The sequence below is a fragment of the Kitasatospora sp. NBC_00070 genome (assembly GCF_045041205.1).
Taxonomy (GTDB): domain Bacteria; phylum Actinomycetota; class Actinomycetes; order Streptomycetales; family Streptomycetaceae; genus Kitasatospora.
On sequence record NZ_CP108247.1, the window covers coordinates 2032550 to 2048500 of the forward strand.

At 70.4% G+C, this 15951-nt stretch carries 13 protein-coding genes; 5 read left to right on the forward strand and 8 right to left on the reverse strand.

Going from position 1 to position 15951, the window contains the following annotated elements:
• Positions 1-49: 49 nt before the first annotated feature.
• Positions 50-1225: an HpcH/HpaI aldolase/citrate lyase family protein gene (locus OHV05_RS09395; RefSeq protein ID WP_405017267.1), complete on the reverse strand. Its 1176-nt coding sequence runs from the start codon at positions 1223-1225 to the stop codon at positions 50-52.
• A 345-nt stretch (positions 1226-1570) separates the two neighbouring features.
• Here OHV05_RS09395 and OHV05_RS09400 point away from each other — a divergent pair, with 345 nt between their 5' ends.
• Entirely contained in the window at positions 1571-2380 is an 810-nt protein-coding gene (locus tag OHV05_RS09400) for a TerD family protein (RefSeq protein WP_405017268.1), read from the forward strand.
• 9 nt (positions 2381-2389) lie between these two features.
• Here OHV05_RS09400 and OHV05_RS09405 read toward each other — a convergent pair whose 3' ends face one another.
• Positions 2390-3127: a Tellurium resistance gene (locus OHV05_RS09405; protein ID WP_405017269.1), complete on the reverse strand. Its 738-nt coding sequence runs from the start codon at positions 3125-3127 to the stop codon at positions 2390-2392.
• 278 nt (positions 3128-3405) lie between these two features.
• Here OHV05_RS09405 and OHV05_RS09410 point away from each other — a divergent pair, with 278 nt between their 5' ends.
• Positions 3406-4473 carry a DUF2637 domain-containing protein gene (locus OHV05_RS09410; RefSeq protein ID WP_405017270.1) on the forward strand — a complete coding sequence of 356 codons (1068 nt, stop codon included), beginning with the start codon at positions 3406-3408 and terminating at the stop codon, positions 4471-4473.
• A gap of 68 nt (positions 4474-4541) precedes the next feature.
• Here OHV05_RS09410 and OHV05_RS09415 read toward each other — a convergent pair whose 3' ends face one another.
• From OHV05_RS09415 to OHV05_RS09435, 5 genes are all read right to left on the reverse strand, one after another.
• Positions 4542-5621, reverse strand: a complete 1080-nt coding sequence (locus OHV05_RS09415; RefSeq protein WP_403033208.1) for a DUF475 domain-containing protein — start codon at positions 5619-5621, stop codon at positions 4542-4544.
• Between the two features lie 38 nt (positions 5622-5659).
• Positions 5660-6235 carry a TerD family protein gene (locus OHV05_RS09420; protein WP_184920069.1) on the reverse strand — a complete coding sequence of 192 codons (576 nt, stop codon included), beginning with the start codon at positions 6233-6235 and terminating at the stop codon, positions 5660-5662.
• A gap of 278 nt (positions 6236-6513) precedes the next feature.
• Positions 6514-7089: a TerD family protein gene (locus OHV05_RS09425; RefSeq protein WP_403033211.1), complete on the reverse strand. Its 576-nt coding sequence runs from the start codon at positions 7087-7089 to the stop codon at positions 6514-6516.
• 177 nt (positions 7090-7266) lie between these two features.
• The gene (locus tag OHV05_RS09430) at positions 7267-7725 is read right to left on the reverse strand and encodes a peroxiredoxin (RefSeq protein WP_403033213.1); all 459 of its coding nucleotides are present in this window, start codon (positions 7723-7725) and stop codon (positions 7267-7269) included.
• A 219-nt stretch (positions 7726-7944) separates the two neighbouring features.
• The gene (locus OHV05_RS09435; protein ID WP_403033215.1) at positions 7945-8382 is read right to left on the reverse strand and encodes a DUF3052 domain-containing protein; all 438 of its coding nucleotides are present in this window, start codon (positions 8380-8382) and stop codon (positions 7945-7947) included.
• 528 nt (positions 8383-8910) lie between these two features.
• Here OHV05_RS09435 and aceE point away from each other — a divergent pair.
• Positions 8911-11661 (forward strand): pyruvate dehydrogenase (acetyl-transferring), homodimeric type, encoded by a 2751-nt coding sequence (gene aceE, locus OHV05_RS09440; protein ID WP_405017271.1) that lies wholly within the window; start codon positions 8911-8913, stop codon positions 11659-11661.
• Positions 11662-11764: 103 nt separating this feature from the next.
• On the forward strand, positions 11765-13051 hold the full coding sequence (locus OHV05_RS09445) for a cryptochrome/photolyase family protein (RefSeq protein ID WP_405017272.1): 1287 nt from the start codon (positions 11765-11767) through the stop codon (positions 13049-13051).
• Between the two features lie 77 nt (positions 13052-13128).
• Here the strand turns inward: OHV05_RS09445 and OHV05_RS09450 are convergent, their stop codons facing one another.
• Entirely contained in the window at positions 13129-14739 is a 1611-nt protein-coding gene (locus OHV05_RS09450) for an MFS transporter (protein ID WP_405017273.1), read from the reverse strand.
• A gap of 290 nt (positions 14740-15029) precedes the next feature.
• Between OHV05_RS09450 and OHV05_RS09455 the strand changes: the two genes are divergently transcribed.
• Complete coding sequence (locus OHV05_RS09455; protein ID WP_403033225.1) at positions 15030-15698, forward strand: TetR/AcrR family transcriptional regulator; 669 nt, start codon at positions 15030-15032, stop codon at positions 15696-15698.
• The last annotated feature ends 253 nt before the right edge of the window (positions 15699-15951 follow it).

Here is a 15951-nt window from a genome sequence, read left to right on the forward strand (position 1 = left end):
GGTAACCCAGGGACAGGTCCCCAGGGGCGGTGCCTCAGGGGCAGGTGAATCAGGGGCAGAGGCAGGCGCCGAGCAGCTCCGCGAAGCTGACCTCTTCGCGGGCCACCCCGAACACCTGGGCGCGCAGCATGACCCGCTCGGCCCAGGCCCGGTGCGGCTTCGCCTCGTTCATCTTGTTGGTGTACGCCGAGCGCAGCACCCCGCCGCCGCCCTGGTGCTGCTGCAGGATGTCGCGGGCGTCCGAGTACTCCTCGTGGGTGACCACGGAGAGTGCGTGCACCGCCGGGACGTGGCTGGGGTGGATGCAGGTCTTGCCCAACAGGCCGTTGGCGCGGTCGAGTTCGATCTCGCGGATCAGGCCGTCCAGGTCGTGCTCGATGATCCGCTGGCGCAGCCCCTCGGCCGGCGGGTGCGCCTCCGCGAACGGGGTCCGGCGCAGCTGGGGCTTGAACATCCGCTCCTGGACCGGGAAGTACTCCCAGACCGGCCCGGTCACCGTGTGCCCGGTGCCGTCGGCCCGGCCGAGCACGTTCACCACGTCCCCGATCACGCTCGCGACCAGCGCCACGTCGTACGCGGTCAGGTCCGGCGAGCGGCGCAACCCGTACGCGGAGCACAGGTCGGTGACGCCGAGCCGGACGGCGAGCACCCGCTCGCGGTACTTGTCCAGCAGCCGGGCGATGCCGAACAGCTGCTCGCGCCGGGTCTCCAGGTGGGCGAGCTCGGGCGACTCCAGCACCGGCATGGCGAACAGGCGGTGCCCGGAGGCGGTCTCGGCGGCGGTCAGCGCCTCCAGGAAGGGGCCGCCGCTCTCCTCGGTGAACTTCGGCAGCACGTAGCCGGAGAGCAGGGTGACCGCAGGGCCGAGCCGGTCGGTGAGCTCGGTGATCTGCTCGGGCGTGCGGACCCGGACGAAGAGCATCGGGAGGTCCTCGTCGGGGCCGGCCGCGTGCAGCTCGGTGAGCTGGGCGACCAGGTTGGCCTCGGCGGCCGGGACCTCGTGGTCGGCTATCGCGTCCTCCAGGCAGAGCACCATCGACACCACGCCCCGGGCGGCCTGCTTGCGGACGTCCGCCAGCAGCGTGCTCCGGGTGGCGGGGCTGTAGAGGGTGGCGCCCAGCGCGGTGGAGAGCAGCTCGGCGGGGCTGTCCCGGTGGAATTCGGCGGGCTGTTCCAGGAAGAGGCGGCTGCGGTCGGCTGCAGCGAGATGGCCGAAGTGGCGCATGATGCTCTCCCGGGAAGTTCGGAGGGGTCCGGCTCGGACTGACTCTGGATAGACGGATGGGCCGACCCGATGGTTCGCGGGACGGCTCGACGGGGTAGGAATGACCTTCCGGGCCGGGTGAGTTGGTGCCCGACTCCGCAAGCGGCCATCGTACGGTCGATTTCAGCCACTCCGGACATCTGAAACGTCGAATTCTCGGAAGATTACCGTCCACGTCACACAGCAAGTGTCCCTCGTCCGGCACAGGTGGAGCGGGTGCGGAGAAGCCGTGCGGATCGCGGGCAGACGAACGAAGCCGACCGTCGCGTTGTCCGGACCGGTCGGGAACCGGCAGGATGGTCCGCTATGACGCACGTGATGGCCAAGGGCGCCAACATCTCACTGACGGCCGCGGGCGTCCGTGCCGTGCTGCGCTGGACGACGTCGGCGGGTGCGCCGGACGTGGACGCCTCGGCGCTGCTGGTCGGCGTCGACGGCAAGGTCCGCACGGATGCCGACTTCGTCTTCTACAACCAGCCCCGCCACCCCTCCGGCCTGGTCCGCCACCTGCCGAAGCAGCGCAGCGGCGCCGAGGTCGCCGACACCGTCGAGGTGGAGCTGGGCAAGCTGCCGGCCGACGTGGACCGGGTGGTGCTGGCCGGCTCCGCCGAGGGCGGCGCCTTCCCCGCCGTCACCGACCTGCGGGTGGTGCTGCACGACGCCGCGGCGCCGAACGGGGCCGCGCCGATCGCCCAGTTCTCCTGCACCGACGCGGGCCAGGTCACCGCCCTGGTGGTGGCCGAGCTGTACCGCCGCGGCGGTGGCTGGAAGTTCCGCGCGATCGGCCAGGGGTACGCGGAGGGCCTGGGGGCGCTGGCCACCGACTACGGCATCACGGTCGAGGACGACGCCGCGCACGTGCCCTCGGACCCGCCGACGGTGGTCCCGATCGTCCCGGTCACCCCGGAGCCGGAGAGCTACACGCTGACCCCGGCCGCCCCGCGCCCGATCCCCCCGCCGCCGCCGTACCAGCCGCAGACGGCCCCGCAGCCCCAGCAGCAGCCCGGGTACGGCTACCCGCCGCAGCCCGCCTACCAGCCCCCGGTCGCCCAACCCCAGGTCGCCCAGCCGCCGTTCGTGCTGCCGCCGCAGGGCCCGCAGTTCCAGCCGCGCTGAGCCGGCGGTTCAGCCCTCCGGCGTGCTCGCCTTGTAGCCGCGCTGCCACTGCATCCCGAAGCCGTACAGCCGGTCCAGGTCGGACTGGAATCCGTGCACGTACCGGACCTCCCGACGGACCGTCAACTGCCCGTCCCCGGTGTTCTCGATCAGCACCACCGCACACGAACGGGCCGTCGCGGCCCGCTGGTCCAGCGCGATCTCCAGCCGGGGCCCGGTCTGCGGGACGATGGTCACGGTGGCGTGCGTCCGGTCGAAGGCCGGGGTGTCGTCGTAGATGTAGACGAAGATCAGCAGCCGCCGGAACTGGTCCTTCTTCTCCAGGTTGATGTACATCGTCTCGCCGGACGGCGCCCCGTAGACGTCGTCCCCGCTGAGCTTGATGTACGGCGGCCGCTGCAGGTCGCCGAAGTACTTGCCGAGCGGCTGCACCACTCCCCTGGTGCCGTCGGCCAGTTCGTACATGCAGGCCAGGTCGAGGTCGACGTTCACCTGCGGGCGGGAGTAGCTGTCCGGCTCCATCGGCCGCAGGATGCGCGGGCTGAGCAGCCGCTTGAGCGAGGCGCCCGGGGTGACCGACTCGGCGGTCCTGGTGGTCCAGTGCAGGTTGACGTACAGGTACCCGGTGGTGGCCGCCGGGCCGGTCAGGGCGTGCTGCGGCTGGGACTTGGTCAGGGTGATCTTGTACTGGCTCGCGGTGTCGAAGCTGTCACGATCCTTGCGCAGGTACTCCCAGAACGAGACCATCGCTTCCCTCCCCAGTTCGGCCAGCTCACCGTACCGGACCCATACCCAGCCGGGGGGCCCGAGCCACCGTCAGATCCCCGGTGCGCCGGGCTGGCAGATGGATAGTCACCTCCCGTAGCATGCACGCCTCCTGGACGCGATATCGTCTAGCCGCACATGTGTACCTGCCGTCACGTACGGGTACGCTCGGCCCTTCTGTCGCGGCGCGATCGCCCCGCCGCTCGGTCCGACGCACCCGCCGCTGCCCCGAACTGCGGAAAGCCGAGGCCCACGCCGCGATGAACCTCTCCTCCATACAGCTGGTCTGGACCGTAGTAGGTGGTTCAGCCCTGTTGTTCACCGCCCTGCTGGTGGCCGCCCTGCGGTTCAAGAACAACAAGGCCGAATCCGAAGACTCCTGGGAGCGCGGTGAGGAGCGCCGCCGCCGCAAGGAGCTGGTCTACGGCATCTCCTCGTACGTGCTGCTGTTCTGCTGCGCCGGGGTGGCCGCCGCGCTCTCCTTCCACGGCCTGGTCGGCTTCGGCACCGAGAACCTCGGGCTGTCCGGCGGCTGGGAGTACCTGGTCCCGTTCGGCCTGGACGGCGCCGCGATGTTCTGCTCGGTGCTCGCCGTCCGCGAGGCCAGCCACGGTGACGCCGCGCTCGGCTCCCGCCTGCTGGTCTGGGTCTTCGCGATCGCCTCGGCCTGGTTCAACTGGGTGCACGCCCCGCGCGGCGGCGGCCACGACGGCGCCCCGCAGTTCTTCTCCGGGATGTCGATCTCGGCCGCGATCCTGTTCGACCGGGCCCTGAAGCAGACCCGCAAGGCCGCGCTGCGCGAGCAGGGCCTGGTGCCCCGCCCGCTGCCGCAGATCCGGATCGTCCGCTGGATGCGCGCCCCGCGCGAGACCTACGCGGCCTGGTCGCTGATGCTGCTGGAGAACGTCCGCAGCCTGGACGAGGCGGTCGACGAGGTCCGCGAGGAGCGGCAGGCCAAGCTGGACGCCAAGGTCCGGGCCCGCAGTGCGGACCGCCGCGAGCGGGCCGAGCTGAAGGCGATCTCCCGGGCCAGTGGCGGGGTGCTCAGCCGGAGCCGGGGCGGCCGCCAGGTGCCGGCCCTGACCGCGGGCTCCGGCGACGGCCAGGCCGCTTCGGAGCCTGCGCCAGCGGATGACCCGATGGCCAAGGTCGGCCCGTCCGCCCTGGAGCCGGCCGCGCTGACCGCGGGCCGTCGCCCGCGGGCCGCCGTCGGCGGCGGCTCCACCATCGACCTGACGGTCGACGACGACACCCAGTCGATGCCCAAGCTGGACTCGCTGGACACCCTGGAGCGCAAGCTCCGGGCGATCGAGCAGCGCCTGGGCTGACGCCCGGAACGCAGCAGGAAGGGCCCCCGACCAGTGGTCGGGGGCCCTTCCGCGTACCTGACCGGGGGTCAGCTGCTGCCGGCCTCCACGGCCTGCTCGCGCCGGTTGCGCAGCACCGAGGAGGCGAACGCGGCGGCGATGAAGCCGACGCCCACCAGACCGGTGACCAGCTCCGGCACGTGGTACTCGATCCCGACCAGCAGGATCACCGCCAGCACGCCGATCGCGTAGTGCGCGCCGTGCTCCAGGTAGACGTAGTCGTCCAGGGTGCCCTTGCGGACCAGGTAGACCGTCAGCGAGCGGATGTACATCGCGCCGATGCCCAGGCCGAGCATGATCATGAAGATGTTCTGGGTGATCGCGAACGCGCCCACCACGCCGTCGAAGGAGAACGAGGCGTCGAGGACTTCGAGGTAGAGGAACAGGAAGAACGCCGCCCGGCCGCCGACCTGGATCAGGGTCTTGCCCGACTTCTCGGCCTCCTCCTCGGCTTCGGCGTCCTCGTCCAGACGGTGCTCGAAGACGCTGGAGAGGCCGTTCACCGCGAGGTAGGTGGCCAGGCCGAGCAGACCGGCCAGCAGCACCGTCTCGGCGTTGTCACCGGCGAACACGTTGGCCACCACGGCGATGGTGACCAGGGCGATCACCGAGGAGAACGCGTCGAGCTTGCCGACCTTCTCCAGCGGACGCTCCAGCCAGGAGAGCCAGTTGAAGTCCTTCTCCTCCAGGATGAAGTCCAGGAAGATCATCAGCAGGAAGATGCCGCCGAAGGCCGCGATCGCCGGGTTGGCGAGTTCCAGGTACTGGCCGTAGGTGTGCCCGGCGTACTCCTTGCCCTCGTTGAGCGCCAGGTCGATCACGGTCGCCGGGTTGAGGTGCGCAGTGAGGCCGACCACCAGCAGCGGGAAGACCAGCCGCATGCCGAAGACGGCGATCAGCACGCCGACGGTCAGGAAGATCTTCTGCCAGTACGGGTTCATCCGCTTCAACACGGTGGCGTTGACCACCGCGTTGTCGAAGGAGAGCGAGATCTCCAGGATCGAGAGGATCAGCACGATGCCGAAGCCCTCCCACCCCCAGAGCAGGCCGGCGGCGACCAGGCCGGCGGCGGTGATGCCGAACGACCAGCCGAATGTACGGAGGACCACGGGAGTTGTTTACCTTTCGGGTGACAGGAGGGGCGGGGCTACTGGACGTTGACGCCGAAGTCCAGGGCGATGCCGCGCAGGCCGGAGGCGTAGCCCTGGCCGACCGCGCGGAACTTCCACTCGCCCTGGTAGCGGTAGAGCTCACCGAAGATCATCGCAGTCTCGGTGGACGCGTCCTCGGAGAGGTCGTAGCGGGCGATCTCCTGACCGTCCGCCAGGTTCACCACCCGGATGTACGCGTTGCTGACCTGGCCGAAGTTCTGCAGCCGGGTCTCGGCGTCGTAGATCGAGACCGCGAAGACCACCTTGTCGATGGTGGCGGGCACCAGTTCGAGGTTGACCACCACGGTCTCGTCGTCGCCGTCGCCGTCACCGGTCAGGTTGTCGCCCTGGTGCTCGACCGAGCCCTCCGGGCTGCGCAGGTTGTTGTAGAACACGAAGTGGTTGTCGTCCGGCACCCGGCCGCCGCTGCACAGCAGCGCGCTGGCGTCCAGGTCGAACGCGGCCCCCGTGGTGGAACGGGCGTCCCAGCCCAGACCGATCTGCACCTGCGTCAGATTCGGCGCGGCCTTGGTCAGCGAGACGTTACCGCCCTTGGCGAGCGTGACACTCATGATGCTTCCTCCAGCTCCCCCCGTCGCCGGGGCTCCCGTCCGTACCGCACGCCTTCCACGCGTGCCGCACGGTGCCGCGGGCGACCCTCCCCTGGGCCGTCGACCTCCCAGGTGTACGCCCCCGCGGCGCTCGTAGGGCCCTTACCGGCCCGCTGAACTTCCTGAACTCACCCGCCCGCGCCGCCGAGACGGCGAAGGCCGGGGCCGATCGAAGCGCGTACGCTCCGGCCGGCCCCGGCCTCAAGCCTATTCACCCGGTTCCGGGCGAGGCACTCAGGTCAGACATTGACCCCGAAGTCCTGGGCGATGCCGCGCAGACCGGAGGCGTAGCCCTGGCCGACGGCCCGGAACTTCCACTCCTCGCCGTTGCGGTACAGCTCGCCGAAGACCATCGCGGTCTCGGTCGAGGCGTCCTCGGAGAGGTCGTAGCGCGCGATCTCGGCGCCGCCCGCCTGGTTCACCACCCGGATGAACGCGTTCCGGACCTGGCCGAAGTTCTGCTGGCGGTTCTCGGCGTCGTAGATCGACACCGGGAAGTTGATCCGCAGCACGTCCGCCGGGACGGCGGCCAGGTTGACCTTGATCTGCTCGTCGTCGCCCTCGCCCTCACCGGTGGTGTTGTCACCGGTGTGCTCGACCGAGCCGTCCGCGCTCTTCAGGTTGTTGAAGAAGACGAAGTTGCCGTCCGAACCGACCTTGCCCTCGGCGTTCAGGAGCAGCGCGCTGGCGTCCAGGTCGAAGTCCGAGCCGGTGGTGGTCCGGACGTCCCAGCCGAGGCCGATGACGACCGCGGTCAGGCCCGGGGCCTCCTTGGTGAGCGAGACGTTGCCGCCCTTGCTGAGGCTGACACCCACTTGGTCCTCCATAAGCGCTGATGGTGTTTCACTCTGCCCAACGGCCCGATCGTAGTGCCGGGTTCCCCTTCGTGGGCAGTGACCCGGCCCGGTCGAACGGACGAAGTGTCCGCCGAGCCGTCCGCACCGCGCGCCGAGGCCCTCCGGCGAGCTCGCCGGAGGGCCTCGGAAGGGGTCTCAGAGCGCGTCGACGGCGGCCAGGTAGGCCTGCTCGTCCCGGGCGTCCGGGAGGCCGTTGACGATCGACCAGCGGACCACGCCGGTCTTGTCGATCACGAAGGTGCCGCGCACCGCGCAGCCCTTCTCCTCCTCGAACACGCCGTACGCCCGGGAGACCTCGCCGTGCGGCCAGAAGTCGGAGAGCAGCGGGTACTCCAGGCCCTCCTGGTCGGCGAAGACCCGGAGGGTGAACGGCGAGTCGTTGGAGACCGCGAGCACCTGCACGGAGTCGTTCTGCAGGCGCGGCAGCTCCTTCTGGATCGCGCAGACCTCGCCGGTGCAGACACCGGTGAACGCGAACGGGTAGAAGACCACCACGACGTTCTTCTCGCCCCGGAAGTCGGAGAGCCTGACCAGCTCGCCGTGCTGGTTCTTGAGCTCGAAGTCCGGAGCCTCGGTGCCTACCTCGATAGCCATGCTGGTCCTCCTGCGTGAATGCCCCAGGTCGGGCGACTCAGGCATCCTCGCATCCGATCGGGCCCGTTCCGCCGTACGGGTGAGGGCAGTTGCCCGACCCACCCCCGATTTCGCCCTGGGTGAACACGGTCACCGGCGGCAGCTACAGGCCGGCCGGCGAAACGAACGGGCCCCGCTGGAGTTTCCTCCAGCGGGGCCCGTCCCGAGATGTTCCGAGGTTCAGCGCTTGCCGGTCTTCGCCGCCTTCGGGGTGGCCAGGCGGGTGCCCGCCCAGTCCTTGGCGAGGGCCACCGAGCTGGTCTGGGAGAGTCCGGCGGTCTTGGCGGCGTCGGCGATCTCGTGCGCCTCCACGTGCCCGTCCCGGCCGGTCTTGGGCGTCAGCAGCCAGACCAGGCCGCCCTCTGCGAGGTACTCCAAGGCGTCGACGAGGGCATCGGTCAGGTCCCCGTCCTCCTCGCGGTGCCACAGCAGGACGGCGTCGGCGACGTCGTCGTAGTCCTCGTCGACGAGTTCAGTACCGGTGATCTCCTCGATGCCCTCGCGGAGGTCCTGGTCAGTGTCTTCGTCGTACCCGAGCTCCTGGACGATCTGGCCCGGCTCGAAGCCGAGACGGTGCGCCGGGTTGGACTTGTCCGCGGGGTCCGCGGTCGCGCTCACGGGAATAACCTCCAGTATTCGGCTCGACATCCTTGCCGAGGCTTGGCCGTAGTCCACACGGGACCGGCGGTTCGCGCAAGTACCCGCACCCCGATCCCACCCAAAGGTTGACGTCTCGGGCGGGGACACGCCCGGTTGGCGTGTCAGGAATCACACCGATTTGCCCTTTTCTGTACGGACCCCTGATGCTGCCGGTTGCGACAGGGGTGACCCGAGAGAATGACCGAGATGCGAACGGCATTCGGGCTACACACCCGTGCGGGCGTAAAGTCTCCTGTTGGCCCTCGTCCCGGAGGTCCGCCATCGGACCACCGGGAAGCCTGGAAGAGATTTCAGGTCCAAGGTCGGTCCACCTCTTCGTACCACCCGATGGCGCGTGACGGGCAGCGACGCCCAGCGCTCCATCCGATCGGCCCGCCCACCAGGCGGAACGGTTACCCATCGGTAGATATGACGGATCTCCGAGTTGCGGTACACGATGGAGGCGGCGCGACACACCTCAGTTTCGACCGACAGTGAAGGAACAGCGTGGCTTCCGGAGCAGATCGCAACCCGATCATCATTGGCGGCCTTCCGAGTCAGGTCCCGGACTTCGATCCCGAGGAGACCGCGGAATGGCTCGAGTCGCTTGACGCGGCCATCGACGAGCGGGGCCGCGAGCGCGCCCGCTACCTGATGCTCCGCCTGATCGAGCGCGCCCGCGAGAAGCGTGTCGCCGTGCCCGAGATGCGCAGCACGGACTACGTCAACACCATCGCGACCAAGGACGAGCCGTTCTTCCCCGGCAACGAGGAGATCGAGCGCAAGGTCCTCAACGCGACCCGCTGGAACGCGGCCGTGATGGTCTCCCGGGCCCAGCGCCCGGGCATCGGGGTCGGTGGCCACATCGCCACCTTCGCCTCCTCCGCGTCGCTCTACGACGTGGGCTTCAACTACTTCTTCCGCGGCAAGGACGCCGAGGGCGAGTCGGGCGACCAGATCTTCTTCCAGGGTCACGCCTCCCCCGGCATCTACGCCCGGGCCTTCCTGCTGGACCGGCTGAGCGAGACCCAGCTCGACGCCTTCCGCCAGGAGAAGTCCAAGGCGCCGTACGGCCTCTCCAGCTACCCGCACCCGCGGCTGATGCCGGACTTCTGGGAGTTCCCCACCGTCTCGATGGGCCTCGGCCCGCTCGGTGCGATCTACCAGGCCCGGATGAACCGCTACCTGGAGCACCGGGGCATCAAGGACACCTCGTCCTCACACGTCTACGCCTTCCTCGGCGACGGCGAGATGGACGAGCCCGAGTCGCTCGGCCAGCTCTCGCTGGCCGCCCGTGAGGGCCTGGACAACCTGACCTTCGTGGTGAACTGCAACCTGCAGCGCCTCGACGGCCCGGTCCGTGGCAACGGCAAGATCATCCAGGAGCTGGAGTCGCAGTTCCGCGGCGCCGGCTGGAACGTCATCAAGCTGGTCTGGGACCGCAGCTGGGACCCGCTGCTCGCCCAGGACCGTGACGGCGTGCTGGTGAACAAGCTGAACACCACGGTGGACGGCCAGTTCCAGACCTACGCGACCGAGACCGGCGCGTACATCCGCGAGAACTTCTTCGGCGGTGACCTGCGGCTGCGCAAGATGGTCGAGAGCATGACCGACCAGCAGATCCAGCACCTGGGTCGCGGCGGCCACGACCACGCCAAGGTCTACGCGGCGTACAAGGCGGCCCGCGAGCACAAGGGCCAGCCGACCGTGATCCTGGCCCAGACCGTCAAGGGCTGGACCCTCGGCCCGAACTTCGAGGGCCGCAACGCGACCCACCAGATGAAGAAGCTCACCACCGAGGACCTCAAGCGCTTCCGGGACCGGCTGCACCTGCCGATCACCGACAAGCAGCTCGACGAGGGCTACCCGCCCTACTACCACCCGGGCAAGGACTCCGAAGAGATCCAGTACATGCACGACCGGCGCAGCGAGCTGGGCGGCTACATGCCGACCCGCAAGGTGCGCCCGCGCATGCTGGAGCTCCCGGGCGACGACGCCTACAAGGCGGTCAAGAAGGGTTCGGGCAACCAGACCATCGCGACCACGATGGCCTTCGTCCGCGTCCTGAAGGACCTGATGCGGGACAAGGGGATCGGCGACCGGTTCGTGCCGATCGCCCCCGACGAGTACCGCACCTTCGGCATGGACTCGCTCTTCCCGTCCGCCAAGATCTACAACCCGCTCGGCCAGACCTACGAGTCGGTCGACCGCGAGCTGCTGCTGGCGTACAAGGAGTCCAAGACCGGCCAGATGCTGCACGACGGCATCTCCGAGGCGGGCTGCACCGCCTCGCTGATCGCCGCCGGTTCGTCCTACGCGACGCACGGCGAGCCGCTGATCCCGGTCTACGTCTTCTACTCGATGTTCGGGTTCCAGCGCACGGGTGACCAGTTCTGGCAGATGGCCGACCAGCTGGCCCGCGGTTTCGTGATCGGCGCCACGGCGGGCCGCACCACGCTGACCGGTGAGGGTCTGCAGCACGCGGACGGCCACTCGCAGCTGCTCGCCTCGACCAACCCCGGCGTCGTCGCGTACGACCCGGCGTACGGCTTCGAGATCGCGCACATCATGCAGGACGGCATCAAGCGGATGTACGGCTCGACGGCGGAGCACCCGCACGGCGAGGACGTCTTCTACTACATGACGGTCTACAACGAGCCGATCAAGATGCCGGCCGAGCCCGAGAACGTGGACGTCGAGGGCATCCTCAAGGGCATCCACAAGTACGCCCCGGGCACGGCGGGCCAGATCCCGGCGCAGATCCTCGCCTCCGGCGTGGCGGTGCCGTGGGCCCTGGAGGCCCAGCGGATCCTGGCCGAGCAGTGGAACGTCAAGGCGGACGTCTGGTCGGCGACCTCCTGGAACGAGCTGCGCCGCGACGCGGTGGAGGCCGAGGAGTTCAACCTGCTGCACCCGGAGGAGCCGCAGCGCGTCCCGTACGTGACGAGCAAGCTGTCCGGCTCGGAGGGCCCGTTCGTCGCGGTCTCCGACTGGATGCGTGCGGTGCCGGACCAGATCTCCCGCTGGGTGCCGGGCCAGTACCAGTCGCTCGGTGCCGACGGGTTCGGCTTCGCCGACACCCGTGGCGCGGCGCGCCGCTTCTTCCACATCGACGTGCAGTCGATCGTGCTGGGCGTGCTGACCGAGCTGGCCAAGCAGGGCCGGATCGACCGCTCCGCGCTCAAGGAGGCGATCGACCGCTACCAGCTGCTGGACGTGGCCGCCGCCGACCCGGGTGCCGCGGGCGGCGACGCCTGATCACCGGTTGACCGAAGGGCCGTCCCTCCCGGGGGGCGGCCCTTCGGGCTTTCCCGACGGCGCGTCGGCCCCGCTCCCCGGCGGCGGGGCGGGACCATGGCGGATGCCCGTCGCCATCGCGCTCTTCACCCAGGACCTCCGGCTGCACGACAACCCCGTGCTGCACGCCGCCCTCGCCGCCACCGACCCGGTGGTTCCGCTGTTCGTGCTGGACGACGGGATCGCCGCCACCGGCTTCGCCGTGCCCAACCGGGCCGCCTTCCTCGCCGACTGCCTGCGCGACCTGGACGCCGGGCTGCGCTCGCGCGGCGGGCACCTGGTGCTGCGGCGCGGGGACGTGGTCGCCGAGACCGCCCGGGTGGCGGCCGAGGCCGGCGCCGGGGCGGTGCACGTGGCGGCCGGGGTGACCGCCTTCGCCCAGCGCCGGGAGGCCCGGCTGCGGGCGGAGTTCGGCGACCGGCTGGTGGTGCACGACGCCGTGCTGACGGCGCTGGCGCCCGGCGCGGTCACCCCGGCGGGCAAGGACCACTACGCGGTCTTCACGCCCTATCTGCGGGCCTGGTCGGCCGCCCCGCGACGGAAGCCGCTGCCCGCGCCCCGGCGGGTGCCGGTGCCGGACGGGATCGCGAGCCTGCCCGTTCCCGTCGTACGCCCCGACTCCCCCGAGCTGCCGCCGGGCGGTGAACGCGCCGGCCGGGCCCGGTGGAAGCGCTGGACCCCGGGCGACCGGGACGCGCTCGCGCTCGACGGGACGTCACATCTCTCCCCCTACCTGCACTTCGGCTGCCTGTCGGCGACCGAGCTGGCCGCCGGGACCGCGGACGAGGACTTCGTCCGGCAGCTGGTCTGGCGGGACTTCCACCACCAGGTGCTGGCGGCCCGACCTGCGGCGGCCCGGGCGGACTACCGCCCGCGCGGCGACCGCTGGCACCGGGACGAGAGCGAACTCACCGCCTGGCAGGCCGGGTTGACGGGCTGTCCGATCGTGGACGCCGGGATGCGGCAGCTGGCCGCCCAGGGCTGGATGCACAACCGCGCCCGGCTGATCACCGCGAGCTACCTGGCCAAGACGCTCCACCACGACTGGCGCGAGGGGGCCGCGCACTTCCTCTCCCTGCTGGTCGACGGCGACGTGGCCAACAACCAGCTGAACTGGCAGTGGGTCGCGGGCACCGGCACCGACACCCGCCCCAACCGGGTGCTCAACCCGCTCGCCCAGGCCAAGCGCTTCGACCCGGACGGGGCGTACGTCCGCCGCTGGGTGCCCGAGCTGGCCCACCTGCCGGGCGGCACCGTGCACCGGCCCTGGCTGCTGGCGGAGCGGCCCGACTACCCGGCCCCGCTGGTGGAGCTGCCGACCGACCGGTTCGAGCGGGGACGCCCGAGGTAGGCGAACCGGTACCCGCTCGTCGACGAGCACGGGGAAGGGGGGCGCCGTTCGGCGCCCCCCTTCCCCGTGACAGTGGCTCAGATGTGCACGGCCGGACCGGCGTCGGTCGCGCCCCGCTTGGTGAGCAGGCCGAGCAGGGCCGCCGCGAAGGCGACGGCGGCGGCCACCGCGAAGGCCAGCGACATGCCGCTGACGAAGGACTCGTGGACGGCGGTGGCCATGCCCTGCACCACCTGCTCGGGGGTGCCGGCCGGGGCCGGCGGGGCGATGCCGAGCTGGGCGGCCTGGTCGAGACCGGCCTGCTGGGCCGGGTCGACCGGCGGCAGGCCGGCCGCGGCCCAGTTGCCGGGGAGCACGTTGGTGACCTTGGCGGCCATCACCGCGCCGAGCACCGCGGTGCCGAGCGAGCCGCCGACCTGCATGGCGGCCTGCTGGAGGCCACCGGCCACACCGGACAGCTCCAGCGGGGCGTTGCCGACGATCACCTCGGTCGCGCCGACCATGACCGGGCTGATGCCCAGGCCCATCAGGACGAACCAGAGCGACATGATGCCGGTGCCGGAGTCCGAGGTCAGGGTGGACATCCCGTACATCGCCACGGTGGTGAGCACCATGCCGACCACGATCGGGATCCGCGGACCGACCTTGCCGATCGCGGCGCCGGCCGCCGGGGCGCCGACGATCATCATGCCGGTCATCGGCAGCAGGTGGACGCCCGCCTGAACGGGCGTCATGGCGTGCACGTTCTGCAGGTAGAAGGTCACGAAGAAGATCGCGCCGAAGAACGCGAAGGCCATCAGCACCATCAGCAGGGCACCCGCCGAGAGCGGCACCGAGCGGAACAGGCTGAGCGGGATCAGCGGCTCCTCCGCCTTGGTCTGCCAGAACGCGAACAGCACCAGGGCGAGCACCGCACCACCGAGGAACAGCAGCGTGCTGCTGTCGCCCCAGCCCCAGCTCGGGGCCTTGATGATGCCCCAGACCAGCGCGAACATCGCCACCGAGAGCAGCGCGATGCCGGGCACGTCGAAGGACTTGGCCGCGTTCTCGGCCCGGACGTCCTTGAGGATCCAGATGCCGAGCGCCACGGCGGCGATGCCGACGGGGATGTTGATGAAGAACACCGACTGCCAGCTGACGTGCTCGACCAGCAGACCGCCGACGATCGGACCGGCGGCGGTGGACGCGCCGATCACACCGGCCCAGATGCCGATCGCCATGTTGAGCTTGTCGGCCGGGAACGCACCGCGCAGCAGACCGAGCGCGGCGGGCTGGAGCAGCGCGCCGAACAGGCCCTGGAGCACCCGGAAGGCGATCACCAGCTGGATGTTGCCGGCGAAGCCGATGGCGGCGGAGGTGGCCGCGAAGCCGGCCGCACCGACCAGGAAGGTGGACTTGTGGCCGAACCGGTCGCCGATCTTGCCGGCCGTGATCAGGAAGACCGCCAGCGCCAGCAGGTAGCCGCTGGTCACCCACTGGATGTCGGCGGGCGAGGCGCCCAGGTCGCTCTGGATCACCGGGTTGGCGATCGCCACCACGGTGCCGTCCAGCGCCACCATCATCACGCCGACCGCCACCGTGAGCAGGGTCAGCCAGGGGTGGCCCTGGAACCGTGCGAGACCGGTGAGCGGTGCGCTGCGCTCCGGCGGCACAGCCGCTTTCGCGGTCTTGGTCAGGGGCTGGCTCATCTGACGGACCCTCCGAGGGCTTCGATCAGCAGGACTTCGGCCACCGGGCCGTACGCGGGGCACGGCCGGGGCCAGGGCATGGCGGTGGCGCCCCGGCCCACCCGTCCCCACGAGTCGTCCGGCCTGACGGGCGCCACTGCCGGTTGAGATTATGTCAGCTGCTGACATTAGGCAAACACTGCCTTGTGCTGTTGGCTGACTTCTGCCAATCTCTGCCATTTGTCAGCGCGCTATCGTTATGGACACAGTGCTGATGTGCACAGTCCCGCCCTGTCCCGGAAGGCCCAGCCATGGCCGCGCAGCCCCTCCCGTCCGCCGAACCGGCCGCCTGCCGGGTGCTCGGCCTGCGCGAGCGGAAGAAGCAGCGCACCAGGGACGACCTGGTCTCCGCCGCCCACCGGCTCTTCCTGAGCCAGGGCTACGCGCGCACCACCGTCGACGAGATCGCGGCCGAGGTCGACGTCTCGCAGCGCACCTTCTTCCGGTACTTCTCCAACAAGGAGGAGGTCGCGCTCGCCGTCCTGGCCGACGCCGAGGACTACTTCGTCGCCACCCTCCGGGAGCGGCCCGCCTCGGAGAACCCGCTGCAGGCGCTGCGGAGTTCGATCGTGCTGGCCTGGCGCGACCTGTCCGCCACGGGGACCTCGGACACCGGCGTCACCGCCGCCCTCGAACTCATCCAGCTGATCGAGGAGACCCCCACCCTGCTCGCCGCCCACCTCCGGCGGATCACCGAACAGGAACGCCTGATCACCGAACTGATCGCCCGTCGGGAGGGGCTCGACCCGGCGGTCGACCTGCGGCCCCGGGTACTGGCCGCCGTCTTCGGCGGGGTCCTCCGCTCCGCCCACCTCGCCTGGAGCAGCGACCACTCCGCGCCCGGCCCCGAGGGCATGATCACCGTCATCGAGTCCCACTTCGACCAACTGGGCCCGGCCCTGGCGGGCGACTGGCGCTGACCCTCAGCTTTTTGCAGGGCGTCCGGGGCTACGGTCCAGGGGCTCGGGGCTCTGCTGTTGTGCGGCTCCGCCGCGTGGGCGAGGAGATCTGGCGTTCGGGTCACTGCGAAAGTGCCTGACCACCTACGCGACGATCACCTTGCAAGGGCCGGCGTCGCCCACGCGGCGGAGCCGCACAACAGCAGAGCCCCGAGCCCCTGGTGGTCCACCGCTGAGCGCCTGCAAACAGTGGGTCATACCCAGGTGCTACGCC

Bases quoted from the DNA above. Each gene is read 5' to 3' on its own strand.
- OHV05_RS09395 (WP_405017267.1), bottom strand. From the start codon at position 1,225: ATGCGCCACTTCGGCCATCTCGCTGCAGCCGACCGCAGCCGCCTCTTC.
- OHV05_RS09400 (WP_405017268.1), top strand. From the start codon at position 1,571: ATGACGCACGTGATGGCCAAGGGCGCCAACATCTCACTGACGGCCGCG.
- OHV05_RS09405 (WP_405017269.1), bottom strand. From the start codon at position 3,127: ATGGTCTCGTTCTGGGAGTACCTGCGCAAGGATCGTGACAGCTTCGAC.
- OHV05_RS09410 (WP_405017270.1), top strand. From the start codon at position 3,406: ATGAACCTCTCCTCCATACAGCTGGTCTGGACCGTAGTAGGTGGTTCA.
- OHV05_RS09420 (WP_184920069.1), bottom strand. From the start codon at position 6,235: ATGAGTGTCACGCTCGCCAAGGGCGGTAACGTCTCGCTGACCAAGGCC.
- OHV05_RS09430 (WP_403033213.1), bottom strand. From the start codon at position 7,725: ATGGCTATCGAGGTAGGCACCGAGGCTCCGGACTTCGAGCTCAAGAAC.
- OHV05_RS09445 (WP_405017272.1), top strand. From the start codon at position 11,765: ATGCCCGTCGCCATCGCGCTCTTCACCCAGGACCTCCGGCTGCACGAC.
- OHV05_RS09450 (WP_405017273.1), bottom strand. From the start codon at position 14,739: ATGAGCCAGCCCCTGACCAAGACCGCGAAAGCGGCTGTGCCGCCGGAG.
- OHV05_RS09455 (WP_403033225.1), top strand. From the start codon at position 15,030: ATGGCCGCGCAGCCCCTCCCGTCCGCCGAACCGGCCGCCTGCCGGGTG.